The organism is Microbacterium sp. T3-8, from assembly GCF_055398145.1.
This window is the reverse complement of the sequence record NZ_AP027918.1, coordinates 268,945-283,768: the sequence shown is the minus strand read 5'-3', so window position 1 is coordinate 283,768 and position 14,824 is coordinate 268,945. Positions and strand designations below refer to the sequence as shown.

Sequence of the window (14,824 nt, the reverse complement as noted above, 5' to 3'; positions counted from 1 at the left end):
GCTCAGGGCCCCGGGCTCTTGCGGCGGACGAGACGGAAGCGACTCGCGAGCCAGACCAGTGCGCCGAGGGCGAGCAGGGCGGCGAGGAGCCCGGCGACATGTGCCGCCAGCACGGCGGGGCCGTGCGACGGCAGGAGGAATCCGTACGGCACCCAGCCGTCGGTCGCGCCGCGGATGAGCACGACGACGATCCACACGAGCGGGTAGACCGTGACGACCCACAGGTGTCGCCAGGCCAGCACCGGGCGGTCGCGGATCAGCAACCAGTCGAGCGCGACGAGCAGGGGGAAGACGGCGTGCAGCACCACGCTCACCCACGCCGGCGCCGATCCGGTTCCCGGCACGATCAGGTTGTAGATCACGGCCACGAGCAGCATGCAGGTGACGGCGACTCCGCGCGCGTACGACAACCAGAGCGGATGCCGTCGACCGCGCAGCGCGAGCGCTCCGGACGCGAGGAGCAGGGCGCTCGTGAGCAGGCTCGTGAGGGTCGTGAAGTATCCGAAGTAGTCGATCAGGCTCGTGCGCCCGGCGCTGATGCCCAGCAGATAGGTGTGCACGAGCACGGTGATGACGGAGAGCCCGACGACGGTTCGGGTGAGGCCGACGGCGCGCGAGGGGACGGGTGCGGGTGCGTCGGGCATGACGTTCACCCTAGTGAGGGTGGGGGACCCTTCGACAAGCTCAGGGACCCAGGTCGAGGCTCAGGAACCGATGGGTGTGAAGACTGAATAACTGTGCAACGAATTGCAACGTGGTCCGGAATACCATTTTTGCAACCGCCGATATACCGCTTGTCCCCAGCAGGCGAAGGCGTTGACGGCACAGCCGTCTGCAGAGGGAGAGTCGAACTTCTTCTGATCCCGAGGGGGGATGGGGTGGGTGCTGGTCCCCAGAACAGCACCCACCCCCACACTCGATGTCCGCACCCGCCGACGTGGGTCAGCGCATCGACATGAACGCGTACGCGACGCCGATGAAGATCACGATGACGAGTGGGATCCACGTCACCCGGCGCTTCAGTCGTCGGCCCTGCGGGGCGACGCCCGGTGGGGGAGTGAGCAGTCCCGCCGGCGGTGCGAAGGGCAGCGATGCGGATGCCGCGGCACCCGGCGCGACGGCATCCGATATCTGCCGATGCTGCGCACGCAGGCGGTCGTCGCGCCAGCGCGCCCACTGGTCGAACTTCGTCATCAGCGCACCGACGACGCCGAACAACCAGGCCCACGTCGCCGGGTCGAGCGTCGACGCCTGGCGCCTCGTGTAGAGGAACATCCAGTCGTCGACGATCTCGACATCGAGCTGGGCGGCATGGTCGATGAACCGCGCCATGATGTCGGGCGTGAAGAGGTAGAGGGCGTCCTGCTCATACCCCTCGGGGCAGTACAGCGTGAAGTGCCGGTCGAAGTCTCCCTCGAGCGACAGGCGCTGCGCGCGCTGGAACGACGCCGGCAGGTTCGAGCCGAAACCGTTGTTGCCGAGCGCGTCGAGCACGATGTTCGGCAGCGGCACGTCGAGTTTCACGGCGATGTAGCCCCAGCGGTACGTGGTCGAGCTCTTGCCGTGCTTGACCGTGTACTGGTAGTTGCCGAACTCGACGAACCGCGGCTGCGTTCCGCGCACCAGGTCGGTCGCCAGCCGCCCCGACCCGAGGCTGAAGATCATGCCCGGCAGCGGCGGGTTCGCGATACGCTCGGTGTAGCTCATGCCGTTCGCCTGAGCGAACATGCCGATCCGATAGCGGCGGATGCGGTTGGCGCGCACCGTGAAGAACGTGATCACGGCGGCGGCGCCCAGGGCGAGCACCAGGAGCACGGCGAAGATCGAGGCGCCCGTCGACCCTCCCGTGCGCAGGGTGCTGGTGACGACTCCACCGAGCACGACGACGCCCACGAGAGCGGCGAATCCGAGCGCGATGACGCCGATCACCGTTCCGGCGATCGTGCCGGCGGACGCCGGAGCGCGTCGCGCCTTGAGGTCGGCCGTGAACGCCCCGACCGCCCGCGGATCGACCGGGCCGGTCAGTGCGCGGGCGTCGAAGGCGGATGCCGGATGCTGCGGCGAACTCATCGATTCACCTCATCGGAATCCCAGGTCAGCGCAGAACCCTCACGCAGCGGGAGGGCCTCGATGCGGTCGTCGGTGCACAGCGCGCGGATGAGGTCGCCGGACCCGGCGATGACGGTCGAGTCGGCGTCGATCTCGGTGACCATCACCCAGGCCCGGTCCTCGGGCCAGATCAGATTCGGACTCTGCGCGTAGGCGGGGAAGCCGTCCTGTTCGGACGGGCGGTCACGCCACGGTGCGTCGAGCACCCAGTCCGGGTCGGCGAAAACGCGCGGCCCGGCGGAGAAGAGCACGTGGGCACGGTCGGGCAACTCCAGCCGCGGTCCTTCGGAGACCTCGCGGGGGAGCAGGCCCTCCTGCCAGGTCGGCTTGCGGAAGACGTTGTTGAACGGATCGTGCGTGCTGCGTCCGAGCATCGCCTGGTGGTGCGGGTCGTCGCCTCCGGACGGACCGAACAGGCCCGGATTCGCGGGCATGCCGAGGTGGCCCACGAGGTTGCCCCATCCCTCCCAGAGCGCTGCGAACCCGGCATCCGGCGTCGAGGTGTGCGCGGCGAGCACGTCGGCCACCGCGGGCAGGAGTGACGGATCGAGCTCGCCCTCGGTCGGGGCGTCGAACTCGCGGCCGTCCGGGGCGATGCGCGTGCGCCAGTCGCCGGCCATCGGAGTGCGCACGAGGCGATGCCACTGCGCGAGCGCATGCATCGTCGTGCCGAACGCCGCAGCGGTCTCGGCCCAGGTGACCTCGGCGTCGACGAACTCGCCCTGCAGGCGCTCGCGCTCGGCGTTCGGCATCCGTTCCCACTCCTCGGGAGCGGGGACCGCCCGACCGGGGAGTGACCGGGTGAAGCCCCGATGGAACACGCGCGCATAGGCCTCGAACCCGTGCGGGACCGCGGCGTGCATGGTTCCCGTGCGAGTGTCGAGCCGCGCCCGCAGCCAGTCGCCGACGGTCGGGTTCGCGATCCACTCCATGCGACCACGGTACCCGGGAGGTGTGATGCGCCCGCCATAATCGAAGGGTGACTGCGACTGCAACCCTTCCCTCGCTCGATGGCCGCCGCTTCCGGATGATCTCGTCCACGACCTCGGCGGTCGACCCCGAGGCTCCGAGCATCTTCGAGTATTTCGAGAAGGACGGTGCGATCTGGGGCGGGTACACCGGCGACACGGTGACCTTCGGCAAGTTCGTGGGGACCCGCACCGCCGACACGATCTGGGTGTCGTTCGTGCACGTGCTCGTGGCCGACGGCCAGGTCGTCACGGGCGACGGGGAGAGCGAGCTCGAGCTCACCGACGACGGACTCATCCGCCTCGTCGAGCACTACGAGATGCACGGCCTGCCGCAGCTGAGCGTGTGCGAGGAGATCCCCGCCTGACCGGGTCAGCGGGGCGGTAGCGCGTCGCGCCCGGGGGATGCCGGCGTCCAGCGCGTCATGCCGAGGGGGATCTCGGCGTGACGCTCGGGGATGTCGGAGGGCAGCAGGTAGGGCCGACGGATGACCTCGTCGAGCACCACGACGCTGACGACGGTGCGCACCTCGGGCAGCTGCGCGATGACCCCGGTCGAGAACTCGTGCACGCCGCTGACGTCGACGGCGCGGATGAGCAGCATGGCATCGTGCTCGCCGGTCGTGATCGCGCACCACTCGACGTCGGGCATCTCGCTCACGCGATCACGGAACGACGCCCAGGCCTGCGGCAGCACCGTGACGAAGACGAGGGCGCCGATGGAGAGACCCGCCTTGGCCTGATCGACCCGGGCGCTGAACCCGGTGATCACGCCGTCGCTCACCAATGATTCGACTCGCGAATAAGCGCTGGCGCGGGATATCCCCACCCTGTCGGCGAGTGCGGCGATCGAGATGCGACCGTTATCACGGAGCACTTCGAGAATCTTGTATGCGATCTCGTCCAACCCGGTGGCACTTCGTCCAGAATGCTTCGATGCTTCAGCATCCTTGCTGGACATATTGCTCCCCACGGTTGATGATCTGGACAGACCGTGTCGGTCATCCCGACACTTGCTGGACACATCGTCGCATATGATGCGAATCTGATCCACGGTCGTCCACACCAGTGGCGGCCGACACCCGAATGTACTCCTCGCCCTTGGAGGCTCACATGTCGTCACGCCGCACTCTGCCTGCGCTCGCGTTCGGAGCGGTCGCGCTCCTCGCGCTCGCCGGTTGCTCGGGAGGAAACTCCGCCAACAACGGCGATGACTCGTCGGGCTCCGGCTCGCTGGTCATCGACACCGCGTTCTCGATCGAGACGACCGACCCGGGTCACACCTACGACCCGACCGGCAACATGATCGCCAAGGCGATCTACGAGACCCTCGTCGACTTCGAGGGCTCCGACGTCTCGACGCCGGTTCCCGGACTCGCCTCCTGGGAGCAGAACGACACCGCGACCGAGTTCACGTTCACGCTCGAGGGCGACCGCGTCTTCTCCGACGGCACCCCGATCGAGGCGAAGGACGTCGTCTTCTCGCTGCAGCGCATCCAGGGCATGGAGGACGCCAAGCCCAACTTCCTGCTCGCCGGCATCACGATCACCGAGGTCGACGACAAGACGATCACCTTCACGTCCGAGACCCCGCTGCTGCAGCTGCCCGCGATCCTCGCGAACCCGGCGCTCGGCATCGTCAACTCCGACGTCGTGATCGAGAACGGCGGCGCGACCGACGGCTCCGACAGCGCGCAGAGCTTCCTCGACGGCGAGTCGGCGGGCTCCGGTCCGTTCGTGCTCGACACCCTCGACCTCTCGTCGCAGGTCGTGCTCACCAAGAACGACGAGTACAACGGCGACGAGGAGTCGGCCTACGACCGCGTCGTCGTGCGCAACGTCTCGGAGAGCGCCACGCAGCTCGCCAACCTCAAGGGCGGCGACTCGATGGTCGCGATGGACCTGAACGGCGACCAGGTCGCGGGCCTCGGCGACGACCTCACGGTCGACTCCGTGCCCTCGGGCCAGACGATCTTCCTGCTGCTCAACCAGGGCGAGGCGGGAGGCGACCTCGCGAACGTCAAGATCGCCGAGGCGATCCGCTACGCGCTCGACTACGACGCGCTGCTCGAACTGGCCGGTGCCGGCGCGGTGCAGGCGACCGGCGTCATCCCGCCCGGATTCGAGGGCTCGCTCGACGGCGGCGTCTCGCAGGACCTCGACGCGGCGAAGGCCGCTCTCGCCGAGGCCGGCTACACGGGCCAGACCCTGAAGCTGCAGTTCCCGAACGACTACCCGGTCGGCGGCGTGGAGTTCACCCCGCTCGCCGAGCGCATCCAGGCGCAGCTCGAGGATGCCGGCATCGCGGTGGAGCTCGCCCCGGCGCCGTTCGCCACCGAGCTCGACGCCTACGTCAACGGCACCGAGGGCTTCGGCCTGTGGTTCTGGGGTCCGGACTACGCGGACTCCGCGAACTTCCTGCCGTTCGGCCCGGGCCTGAAGGTCGGCCTCCGTGCCGGTTGGGCAGCCGAGGCGAACCCCGAGATCGCCGAGATCGCCGCGAACGCGGCCAGTGCGACGGATGCCGACGAGCGCACCGCCCTGTTCACCGAGTTCGCCGAGGCCATGCAGGCCGAGGGCCCGTTCGTGCCGCTCATCGTTCCGGGTCGCAACATCGCCTCGGCATCCGCCGTCTCGGGCGCCGTGTACAACTCGGTGTGGGAGATGGACATCGCCGAGATCACCCCGGCCGGCTGAACGGATAGCGACGCATGACAACGGTGGCGGTGCAGAGACAGGCGCGCAGGCGTCGGTCTCCCCTGATCGGATACCTGCTGCGGCGGGCCGGCACCTCCCTGCTCCTGTTGGTGGGCGTGACGATCGTCACGTTCCTGCTCACCAACCTGGTGCCGGGAGACCCGGTCTCGGCCGCGCTCGGTGAGGGCGCATCGCAGAACCCGGCGACGCGAGAGGCGTTCATCCGGGAGCACGGACTCGATCAGCCGTTGATCGTGCAGTACTTCATCTATATGGGGAACCTGCTCCGCGGGGACCTCGGGACGTCGCTGGTGACCGGCCGTGCGGTCACCAGCGACCTCTCCACCGCCGTGCCGGCGACGATCGAGATCGCCATCGGCGCGATCATCCTGAGTCTGGTCGTCAGCATCGTGCTCGGCACGCTCGCCGCGTACCGCCGCGGACTCGTGACCGACCAGGTCATCCGCGTCGTCACGCTCGTCGGCCTCAGCGTGCCGACCTTCTGGCTCGCTCTGGTCAGCTTCTACGTCTTCTTCCTCGAGCTGCGCATCGCCCCCGGGTCGGGCCGCATCTCGCCGTCGATCACCCCGCCGCCGCGCGTGACGGGTCTTTACACGGTCGACTACCTGCTCAACGGCGACGCCGTCGGCTACTTCGACGCCCTCGCCCACCTCGCCCTGCCGGTCATGGTGCTGTCGCTCGTCACCATCGGCCTGCTCACCCGCTTCATCCGCACCTCGGTGCTCGAGGTGCTCGGCAGCGACTACGTGCGCGCCGCCCGCGCCAAGGGCCTCCCCGCGATGCGCGTCATCCTCGACTACGTGCTGCGAGGCGCATCCCTCCCGATCCTCACCGTCGTCGGCGTCGCGTTCGGCACCCTGCTCTCGGGCACCGTGCTCGTCGAGTCGGTCTTCGCGTGGCCGGGCCTGGGCACCTACGCCTACAACTCCGCCGCGAACCTCGACCTGCCCGGCATCATGGGCGTCGGCCTCGTGGTCGGGTTCATCTATCTCCTCATCAACTTCGTCGTCGACATGCTCTACGGCGTCCTCGACCCGAGAGTGAGGATCGCATGAGCCGCATCGACGCCGCATCCGGGCCCTGGCGGTTCCGCTTCCGTTGGCCGCGCGCCTGGCGCACGCCCCTCGGCATCATCGGCACCGTCATCGCCGGTGCCTGGGTGATCGTCGCCTTCACCGCGCAGTGGTGGGTGCCCTACGGCCCCAACGCGCAGATCTTCCCGCGCCTGCAGGAGCCCGGGGTCGAGACCCTTCTCGGCACCGACGGCAACGGCCGCGACATCTTCTCGCGCCTCATGACGGGTGCGACCGTGAGCCTGCCGCTCGCGCTCATGCTCGTCGTCGCCGCCATGATCATCGGCACCCTCATCGGTGCGCTCGCCGGATACTTCGGCGGCTGGGTCGACGAGACGCTCATGCGCATCACCGACCTCTTCATGGCGTTCCCGACGGTGATCCTCGCGATGGTGGTCGCGGCCTCCCTCGGACCGTCGCTGTTCAATGCGGTGATCGCCGCCATCGTCGTCTCGTGGCCGCAGTACTCGCGTGTGACCCGCAGCATCGTGCTCGGCCTCCGCGGGCAGAACTACGTCATCGCCGGACGCCTGCTCGGCCACTCGCCGCTGCGCACGCTGTTCGTCGACATCCTGCCCAACATCGCCGGCCCCGTGCTGGTGCTCGCGACGCTCGACATCGGTGCCGCCATCCTGCTGCTGTCGGGGCTGTCGTTCCTCGGCCTCGGCGCGCAGCCGCCCACGGCGGAATGGGGTTCGATGATCTCGTCGGCCATGCAGAACTTCGACGCCTGGTGGCTCGGGGTCTTCCCGGGTCTCGCGATCCTCACGGTCGTGCTGGCGTTCAACTTCCTCGGCGACGCGATGCGCGACATCCTCGACCCGACGGCCGAAGTGACGCACGAGAAGCAGGCCGAGAAGACGGATGCCGCGGGGGTGCCCGCATGACCGCGCTGAGCATCCGCGATCTGACGATCGACATCGGCCGCCCGCTCGTGAAGGGGGTCTCGCTCGACCTCGAGGCGGGCCGCATCCACGGTCTCGCCGGCGAATCCGGCTCGGGTAAGACCCTCACCTCGCTCGCCGTGCTCGGACTGCTGCCGCGACAGGCGAAGACCGGCGGATCGATCACCCTCGCGGGCGAGGAGCTCGTCGGGCTCACGCGTCGGGCGATGAACCGCGTGCGCGGCAAGCGCATCGCGATGGTGTTCCAGGACCCCTCGGCATCGCTGCACCCGCAGCTGCCCGTCGGCCGCCAGCTCACCGACCACATGCGCGTGCACCTCGGTCTCCGCGGTGCGGCGGCCCGCGAGAAGGCCGTCGAGCTGCTGCAGACCGTGCAGGTGCCGAACCCCGCCGAGGCGCTGAAGCGCTACCCGCACCAGTTCTCGGGAGGTCAGCGCCAGCGCATCGCGATCGCGTGCGCCCTGGCCTGCGACCCCGACGTGCTGCTCGCCGACGAGCCGACCACCGCGCTCGACGTCACGGTGCAGGCCGGCATCCTGCAGCTGCTGCGCGACCTCGCGATCGAGCGCCGGCTCGCCGTGCTGCTCGTGACGCACGACCTCGGCGTGATGAGCGCGATCGCCGACGAGGTCGCCGTCATGAAGGACGGCCTGATCGTCGAGAAGGCCGATCGCGAGACGCTGTTCCGCGACCCGCAGCACGAGTACACGCGGATGCTGCTCGCCGCACTGCCCGGTTCCCGCATCGAGGAGGACGCTGATGAGTGAGGTCTCCGTCCTCGACGCGCAGGACATGGTCGTGCGCTACCCGGGCAACCCGCCCGTGATCGCCGTGAACGGGGTGTCGATGACCGTCGCCGCGGGCGAGACCGTCGCCCTCGTGGGCGAGTCCGGCAGCGGCAAGTCGAGCTTCGCTCGCGCCGTCGTCGGCATCGAGAAGACCGCGGGAGGGACGGTGCTGTTCAACGGTGCACCGGTCTCGCCCCTCGGCATCCGTCGACGCTCGATCGCCCTCACCGGCATCCAGATGGTCTTCCAGGACCCGTCGACTTCGCTCAACCCGCGCCGGCGGGTGGGCGACCAGATCTCCGACGGCATCGCCACCGCCCGAGCGCGCGGTGCCGCCGGATCCACCGTCGAGGAATGGCTCGAGCGCGTCGGTCTGCCGACCTCGGTCGCCTCGCGCTTCCCGCACCAGTTCTCGGGCGGGCAGAAGCAGCGCATCGCGATCGCCCGGGCGCTCGCCGCTCGGCCCTCGCTGCTCGTCGCCGACGAGCCGATCTCGGCCCTCGATGCGTCGACCCAGACCAGTGTCGCCGGCCTCATGCGCGACCTCGTGGCGGAGTCCGGCGCGGGGATGCTCTTCATCTCGCACGACCTCGCCGTCGTGCGACGCATCGCCGACCGCACGTTCGTCATGTACTCCGGGCGCGTGCTCGAGTCGGGGCCGACCGATCGGCTCTGGGCCGCGCCCCAGCATCCGTACACCCAGGCGCTGCTCGCGGCGATCCCCGAGCCCGACGGGGCCGGCCGCATCCCCGACGCCCCGTCCACCGAGGACCGCGAGGTGTGGTCGGAGATCCCGCCCGTCCTGAACTGACGCGACGCAGAAGGGCCCGGCATCCGTGGTGGATGCCGGGCCCTTCCGCGTCGCCGATCAGATCGGGGCGACGATGTCCTGCTTCACGTCCCAGTCGGTGATCTCGAGGACCGACTCGATGGCCTGACCCTGCACCTCGGTCTTCGTCGAGGTCGCGAGCATGATGTAGTCCGCGGTGACCTCGAAGGTCGCGTCGACCTCGACTCCCTGCGTCTCAGCGGTGCCGGTGACGAGGTAGACCTTCTGGCCGAGGCGCTCGCCGGTGCCGGTCACGGTGAACTCGCCCGAGAGAGCGGCGGCCGCCGTCGCGGGATCGAGCGACGCGGCGTTCTGCGCGGCCGTGCTGAGCGCCGCGATCACGGGGTCGCTGGCGTTCGGGTCGGCGACCTGCCACTCGCTGGTCGGGCTCTTCACCCAGGTGTCGTCGCCGATGATGATCATCGAGCCCATGTCGGAGATGACCTCGGTGGCGTCGTTGGCCGAGTCGTAGCGCGCGGTCGAGACCATTCCCATGGTGGTCGACGTGGCCGCATAACCGGCGGATTCCTCCATCCGGTCAGCCGAGCAGGTGCTGAGGTCGGCGATGTCGATCGTCTCGCCCTCCTTCAGTTCGGGGCAGTCGGATGCCGTCGACGTCTCCTCCGACGACGAGGAGCTGCTCGAGCTGCTGGGCTTGCTCTCGTTGCCATTCCCGCTCGGTGCCGAGCATCCTGCCAGCAGGATCGCGGCGGCGATGACGGCTCCGGCCTTCCACATGTTGACGCGCATGGCGTCCCCCCTTCACGTGGCCGATGACGGTCACCGGCCACCGCAGACAAGCATGCCAAAGGGCGAGAGTCACGCGCGGTGGAAGCTCAGGGTTGCGTCCGCTAGACTGTCCAGGTTGTCTGCCTTCTGGCAGGCACGTTCACACACCCTCCTGCTTTCGAGAAATCCTCGGAAGCCGTTCTAGTCCGAAGGAGGTGGGTAAGTGACGCACCAGTACGAACTCATGGTCATTCTGACCCCCGAGATCGACGAGCGCCAGGTCGCACCTACGCTCGACAAGTTCCTGAAGGTCATCACCAACGATGGTGGCTCGATTGACAAGGTCGACATCTGGGGTAAGCGCCGTCTGGCCTACGAGATCCAGAAGAAGAACGAGGGCATCTACGCCGTCGTCAACTTCACCGCTACCAGCGAGGCCACGCAGGAGCTCGACCGTCAGCTCAAGCTGAACGAGCAGATCATGCGCACCAAGGTCCTCCGCTCGGAAGAGGCTCAGGCGATGGTCGCTTCGGAAGCCAAGCGCTCCGAAGAGAAGGCTGCTCGCAAGGCCGCCAAGGCTGCGAAGGCCTAAGTCCCATGGCCGGCGAAACCGTCATCACCGTTGTGGGAAACCTCACGGCCGACCCCGAGCTGCGGTACACGCAGAACGGGCTGCCGGTGGCGAACTTCACCATCGCATCGACGCCTCGGAACTTCGACCGTGCCGCGAATGAGTGGAAGGACGGCGAAGCGCTGTTCCTCCGCGCATCCGTCTGGCGCGAGTTCGCCGAGCACGTGGCAGGTTCACTGACGAAGGGCATGCGCGTCATCGCGCAGGGCCGTCTGCGTCAGCGCTCCTACCAGGACCGCGAGGGCAACCAGCGCACCGCGATCGAGCTGGAGGTCGACGAGATCGGCCCCTCGCTCCGGTACGCGACCGCGCAGGTCACCCGTGCGGCCTCGAACGGCGGTGGCGGCGGAGGACAGTCTCGCCCCGCACAGCAGCAGCAGGTGTCGGAGGAGCCGTGGTCTACCCCCGGCTCGTCGACCAGCGCCGATGCCTGGAGCACTCCGGGCAGCTTCGGCGACGACACCCCGTTCTGATCAACACTTCTGGATCCGCCCCTTCGGGGACGGCATCCGCTCATAACTAAGGAAAAACCATGGCTGGAAAGTCGAGCGGCGACCGCCGCAAGCCGCGGAAGGGTGGCAAGCCCACCGCTCCCGCGAAGTCGATCCGGGTCGGAGTCATCGATTACAAGGATGTCGCCACCCTTCGCAAGTTCGTCTCGGAGCGCGGCAAGATCCGTGCCCGTCGTATCACCGGTGTCTCGGTGCAGGAGCAGCGTCTGATCGCCACGGCGATCAAGAACGCGCGCGAAATGGCGCTCCTGCCCTACGCTGGCGCCGGCCGGTAAGGGGTATCGAGATGGCAAAGCTGATTCTCACGAACGAGGTCGCCGGGCTGGGTAGTGCCGGTGACGTGGTCGAGGTCAAGAACGGGTACGCCCGTAACTACCTCATCCCCCAGGGCTTCGCTACGGCGTGGACCCGTGGTGGCGAAAAGCAGGTCGCATCGATCCAGGCCGCGCGTCAGGCACGCGCGATCCACGATCGTGACGACGCTGTCGCACTGAAGAACGCCCTCGAGGGCACCAAGGTCCGTCTGGCCGTCAAGGCCGGCGCCGCTGGTCGTCTCTTCGGCTCGGTCAAGACCGAGCACGTCGCAGACGCCGTCGCCGCTGCGGGCCTCGGCTCGATCGACAAGCGCAAGGTGCACATCACCTCGCCGATCAAGTCGACCGGTGACCACGAGGCCACGGTTCGTCTGCACGACGACGTGACCGCAGTCATCACGCTGCAGGTCGTCGCCGCGAAGTAATTCCGTCTTCGCTGGGTCACTGAGCCCGTCGAAGTGCGAACGCCCTCTGTCCTTCGGGACAGGGGGCGTTCGGCGTTTCTGGGGGTGTGGCATGGGAGGGGTGTGCGCTAACTCAGGAAAAGCGCGGGCTTGGGGGTGGTTTCGGGCTGATTCGGGGGAGTTCGGTGCGGTTTTTCCTGAGTTAGTGCACATGCGCGGTGCACAACTCCGGAGAATCCACGTGGAATCGGTGGATTCGGGGCCTCCTCGACCGAACCGAGCGCAGATCTCCGGAGTCATGCGCGGGCGTGACCCGAAGGAAAGGCCGAAAGCCACGGGTTGCTCACAGCGCGGGGCCCCCACTCTTCGACCATCCACTCGCACGCGTCCTCGAACGTCCACGGGTGCGGTGCACAACTCCGGAGAATCCACGTGGAATCGGTGGATTCGGGGCCTCCTCGACCGAACCGAGCGCAGATCTCCGGAGTCATGCGCGGGCGTAACCCGAAGGAAAGGCCGAAAGCCACGGGTTGCTCACAGCGCGGGGCCCCCACTCTTCGACCATCCACTCGCACGCGTCCTCGAACGTCCACGGGTGCGGTGCACAACTCCGGAGAATCCACGTGGAATCGGTGGATTCGGGGCCTCCTCGACCGAACCGAGCGCAGATCTCCGGAGTCATGCGCGGGCGTAACCCGAAGGAAAGGCCGAAAGCCACGGGTTGCTCACAGCGCGGGGCCCCCACTCTTCGACCATCCACTCGCACGCGTCCTCGAACGTCCACGGGTGCGGTGCACAACTCCGGAGAATCCACGTGGAATCGGTGGATTCGGGGCCTCCTCGACCGAAATGAACGCAGATCCCCGGAGTTGTGAACGGGCGCGACGGATGCCCCGCGCTGGGGGCACGGGGCATCCGCCCTTGCAGCCGCGTCAGAGGTCGACGCCGGGCTGGGGACCCGGGGGCAACTCGTCGCTCCCTCGGCGACGCGGCGCGCCGGTGGTACGGCGCCTCCTCCCTCCAGGGCGCCGGACCACCGGGGTCCGCGTTACGCCGTGCGGCGGCGCAGCAGGCCCGCTCCCGTCAGGAGCAGGAGAACGGCGACGAACACCGGGGCGAGCGACGCCGCGCCACCCGTGGTGGCGAGGGCGTCAGCTCCTCCGGACGAGGTCGCCATGCCCGCGGCCATCGTGCCGCCCGAGCTCGGTCCGACTCCGGCGTCCGTACCCGGCGTCACACCGGGGTCGGTTCCCGGATCCGTGCCGGGGTCGGTGCCAGGGTCCGTTCCGGGGTCCGTTCCGGGGTCAGTCCCAGGATCGGTTCCCGGGTCCGTGCCGGTCGGCGTCGTCACCGTGCTGTCACCGATCACCGAGATCGCGTTGTCTCCGATCGTCACCGGCAGCGTGATCGGAAGGCCGATCTGCGTGCCGCCGAGGATGCCGTCGTCACCGGTGGTGGTGCTGCCGGTGGCGGGGGCGCCCGGGGTGGTGCCGGTGCCGTTGCCGGTGGTGCCGCTGACGTCGCTGTCTCCGGTGAGGGAGATGGCGTTGCCGGTGACGTCGATGGGTGCGGTGACGGGGGTGGTGATCTGGGTGCCGCCGAGGATGCCGTCGTCACCGGTGGTGGTGCCGCCGGTGGTGGGGGCGCCCGGGGTGGTGCCGGTGCCGTTGCCGGTGGTGCCGCTGACGTCGCTGTCTCCGGTGAGGGAGATGGCGTTGCCGGTGACGTCGATGGGTGCGGTGACGGGGGTGGTGATCTGGGTGCCGCCGAGGATGCCGTCGTCACCGGTGGTGGTGCCGCCGGTGGTGGGGGCGCCCGGGGTGGTGCCGGTGCCGTTGCCGGTGGTGCCGCTGACGTCGCTGTCTCCGGTGAGGGAGATGGCGTTGCCGGTGACGTCGATGGGTGCGGTGACGGGGGCGGTGACCTGGGTGCCGCTCAGAAGTCCGTCATCGCCGGACGTGCTCGTCCACGGTGCCGGAAGCGCCGTGAACTCACCCGGTGCTGCCGGTGCTGCCGGTGCCGCCGGTGCCGCGTCGCCACCCGCGACATCGCTGTCTCCGAGAAGGGAGATCGCGTTGCCCGAGACGTCGACCGGAACCGAGATCGGCGCGATCACCTGGGTGCCGCCGGCGATAGCGTCGTCACCTGAAGTGCTCGGGGCGACGGCATCCGTCGGTGCGGTCGTGGGTGCCGGTGCCGCGGCATCCTGACCTGCGGTCGCGCTGTCTCCGAGAAGGGAGATCGCGTTGCCCGAGACGGTGACCGGCACGTCGACGTGCACGAGCGCCTGGGTGCCCGAGAGCAGACCGTCGACGCCGGTCGTGGTGACCGACGGGGCCGGCGCGGCGGCAGCCGGGGCCGGGGCCTCGGCGGGCGCCGCAGTCTGCTCGCTCGACGAGTCGCCGAGCAGGCTGACGGAGTTGTCGGTGACGGTCACCGGCACCGTGACGTTCACGACGGCCTGCGATCCGGATGCCGTGCCGGAGTCACCGTTCGTCGTGGCCGCCGGCGCCGGTGCCGGGGCGGGGGCTGGTGCCGGGGCAGGCGCAGGTGCGGGCGCCGGGGCCGGAGCCTGCTGCGCGGAGGAGTCTCCGAGCAGGGAGATCGCGTTGTCGACGATCGTGACCGGGACCGAGACCGGAGCCTCGACCTGGGTGCCCGAGAGGACGCTGTCGTCTCCCGAGGTGTCTGCCGCGTTCGCGGCCGTTGCGCCGAGCAGGGTGATCCCGCCGGCGAGAAGCGTTCCCCACAGGGCCCGCTTGAGGTAAGTACGCATGATGACTTTCTCCTTGACTGGACTGGGGTGTCTGATGTGGGTGCACGCGAAGATGTGCGCGCGCAGCA

Annotated in this window: 16 protein-coding genes and 1 pseudogene; 10 read left to right on the top strand and 7 right to left on the bottom strand. The window is 68.8% G+C overall.

Annotation, left to right across the window (positions count from 1 at the left end; genetic code table 11):
• Positions 1-2: 2 nt before the first annotated feature.
• The 3 genes from ACZ5Y9_RS01410 to ACZ5Y9_RS01400 all read right to left on the bottom strand — a co-directional run bounded on the left by ACZ5Y9_RS01410 (position 3) and on the right by ACZ5Y9_RS01400 (position 3,041).
• Positions 3-644: a Pr6Pr family membrane protein gene (locus ACZ5Y9_RS01410; RefSeq protein ID WP_464472053.1), complete on the bottom strand. Its 642-nt coding sequence runs from the start codon at positions 642-644 to the stop codon at positions 3-5.
• Positions 645-942: 298 nt separating this feature from the next.
• Positions 943-2,070 carry a hypothetical protein gene (locus ACZ5Y9_RS01405; protein ID WP_464472052.1) on the bottom strand — a complete coding sequence of 376 codons (1,128 nt, stop codon included), beginning with the start codon at positions 2,068-2,070 and terminating at the stop codon, positions 943-945.
• Positions 2,067-3,041, bottom strand: a complete 975-nt coding sequence (locus ACZ5Y9_RS01400) for a hypothetical protein (protein WP_464472051.1) — start codon at positions 3,039-3,041, stop codon at positions 2,067-2,069. Before ACZ5Y9_RS01400 ends, ACZ5Y9_RS01405 begins: the two co-directional genes overlap by 4 nt.
• A 47-nt stretch (positions 3,042-3,088) precedes the next feature.
• On the opposite strand from ACZ5Y9_RS01400, the gene ACZ5Y9_RS01395 reads away from it, so the two are divergent.
• Positions 3,089-3,445, top strand: coding sequence for an avidin-fold protein (locus ACZ5Y9_RS01395; RefSeq protein WP_247624080.1), 357 nt, complete (start codon positions 3,089-3,091; stop codon positions 3,443-3,445).
• A gap of 5 nt (positions 3,446-3,450) precedes the next feature.
• Here the strand turns inward: ACZ5Y9_RS01395 and ACZ5Y9_RS01390 are convergent, their stop codons facing one another.
• Positions 3,451-3,861 (bottom strand): Lrp/AsnC ligand binding domain-containing protein, encoded by a 411-nt coding sequence (locus tag ACZ5Y9_RS01390; RefSeq protein ID WP_247624750.1) that lies wholly within the window; start codon positions 3,859-3,861, stop codon positions 3,451-3,453.
• A gap of 39 nt (positions 3,862-3,900) precedes the next feature.
• Positions 3,901-4,038 (bottom strand): annotated as a pseudogene (locus ACZ5Y9_RS01385) (winged helix-turn-helix transcriptional regulator); the annotation flags it as partial.
• Positions 4,039-4,190: 152 nt separating this feature from the next.
• Here ACZ5Y9_RS01385 and ACZ5Y9_RS01380 point away from each other — a divergent pair.
• Genes ACZ5Y9_RS01380 through ACZ5Y9_RS01360 form a run of 5 tightly spaced genes read left to right on the top strand, consistent with a single transcriptional unit; the run spans position 4,191 to position 9,372 of the window.
• Positions 4,191-5,774 carry an ABC transporter substrate-binding protein gene (locus ACZ5Y9_RS01380; protein ID WP_247624081.1) on the top strand — a complete coding sequence of 528 codons (1,584 nt, stop codon included), beginning with the start codon at positions 4,191-4,193 and terminating at the stop codon, positions 5,772-5,774.
• 14 nt (positions 5,775-5,788) lie between these two features.
• On the top strand, positions 5,789-6,850 hold the full coding sequence (locus tag ACZ5Y9_RS01375) for an ABC transporter permease (RefSeq protein ID WP_247624082.1): 1,062 nt from the start codon (positions 5,789-5,791) through the stop codon (positions 6,848-6,850).
• The gene (locus ACZ5Y9_RS01370) at positions 6,847-7,755 is read left to right on the top strand and encodes an ABC transporter permease (RefSeq protein WP_247633445.1); all 909 of its coding nucleotides are present in this window, start codon (positions 6,847-6,849) and stop codon (positions 7,753-7,755) included. The genes ACZ5Y9_RS01375 and ACZ5Y9_RS01370 overlap by 4 nt, the downstream gene beginning before the upstream one ends.
• A complete protein-coding gene (locus tag ACZ5Y9_RS01365; RefSeq protein WP_336641434.1) occupies positions 7,752-8,540 on the top strand; it encodes an ABC transporter ATP-binding protein in 789 nt (262 codons plus the stop codon). Before ACZ5Y9_RS01370 ends, ACZ5Y9_RS01365 begins: the two co-directional genes overlap by 4 nt.
• On the top strand, positions 8,533-9,372 hold the full coding sequence (locus tag ACZ5Y9_RS01360; RefSeq protein ID WP_247624085.1) for an ABC transporter ATP-binding protein: 840 nt from the start codon (positions 8,533-8,535) through the stop codon (positions 9,370-9,372). The genes ACZ5Y9_RS01365 and ACZ5Y9_RS01360 overlap by 8 nt, the downstream gene beginning before the upstream one ends.
• A gap of 57 nt (positions 9,373-9,429) precedes the next feature.
• Here ACZ5Y9_RS01360 and ACZ5Y9_RS01355 read toward each other — a convergent pair whose 3' ends face one another.
• Positions 9,430-10,140: a hypothetical protein gene (locus ACZ5Y9_RS01355; protein WP_464472050.1), complete on the bottom strand. Its 711-nt coding sequence runs from the start codon at positions 10,138-10,140 to the stop codon at positions 9,430-9,432.
• Positions 10,141-10,342: 202 nt separating this feature from the next.
• Between ACZ5Y9_RS01355 and rpsF the strand changes: the two genes are divergently transcribed.
• Genes rpsF through rplI form a run of 4 tightly spaced genes read left to right on the top strand, consistent with a single transcriptional unit; the run spans position 10,343 to position 12,001 of the window.
• Positions 10,343-10,711 (top strand): 30S ribosomal protein S6, encoded by a 369-nt coding sequence (gene rpsF / locus ACZ5Y9_RS01350; RefSeq protein WP_029264265.1) that lies wholly within the window; start codon positions 10,343-10,345, stop codon positions 10,709-10,711.
• Between the two features lie 5 nt (positions 10,712-10,716).
• Entirely contained in the window at positions 10,717-11,223 is a 507-nt protein-coding gene (locus ACZ5Y9_RS01345; protein ID WP_050723584.1) for a single-stranded DNA-binding protein, read from the top strand.
• 59 nt (positions 11,224-11,282) lie between these two features.
• The gene (rpsR, locus tag ACZ5Y9_RS01340) at positions 11,283-11,537 is read left to right on the top strand and encodes a 30S ribosomal protein S18 (protein ID WP_017829850.1); all 255 of its coding nucleotides are present in this window, start codon (positions 11,283-11,285) and stop codon (positions 11,535-11,537) included.
• Positions 11,538-11,548: 11 nt separating this feature from the next.
• On the top strand, positions 11,549-12,001 hold the full coding sequence (gene rplI / locus ACZ5Y9_RS01335; protein WP_247624087.1) for a 50S ribosomal protein L9: 453 nt from the start codon (positions 11,549-11,551) through the stop codon (positions 11,999-12,001).
• Positions 12,002-13,028: 1,027 nt separating this feature from the next.
• On the opposite strand, the gene ACZ5Y9_RS01330 is transcribed toward rplI, so the two are convergent.
• Positions 13,029-14,756 carry a chaplin family protein gene (locus ACZ5Y9_RS01330; protein ID WP_464472049.1) on the bottom strand — a complete coding sequence of 576 codons (1,728 nt, stop codon included), beginning with the start codon at positions 14,754-14,756 and terminating at the stop codon, positions 13,029-13,031.
• Between the last annotated feature and the right edge of the window lie 68 nt (positions 14,757-14,824).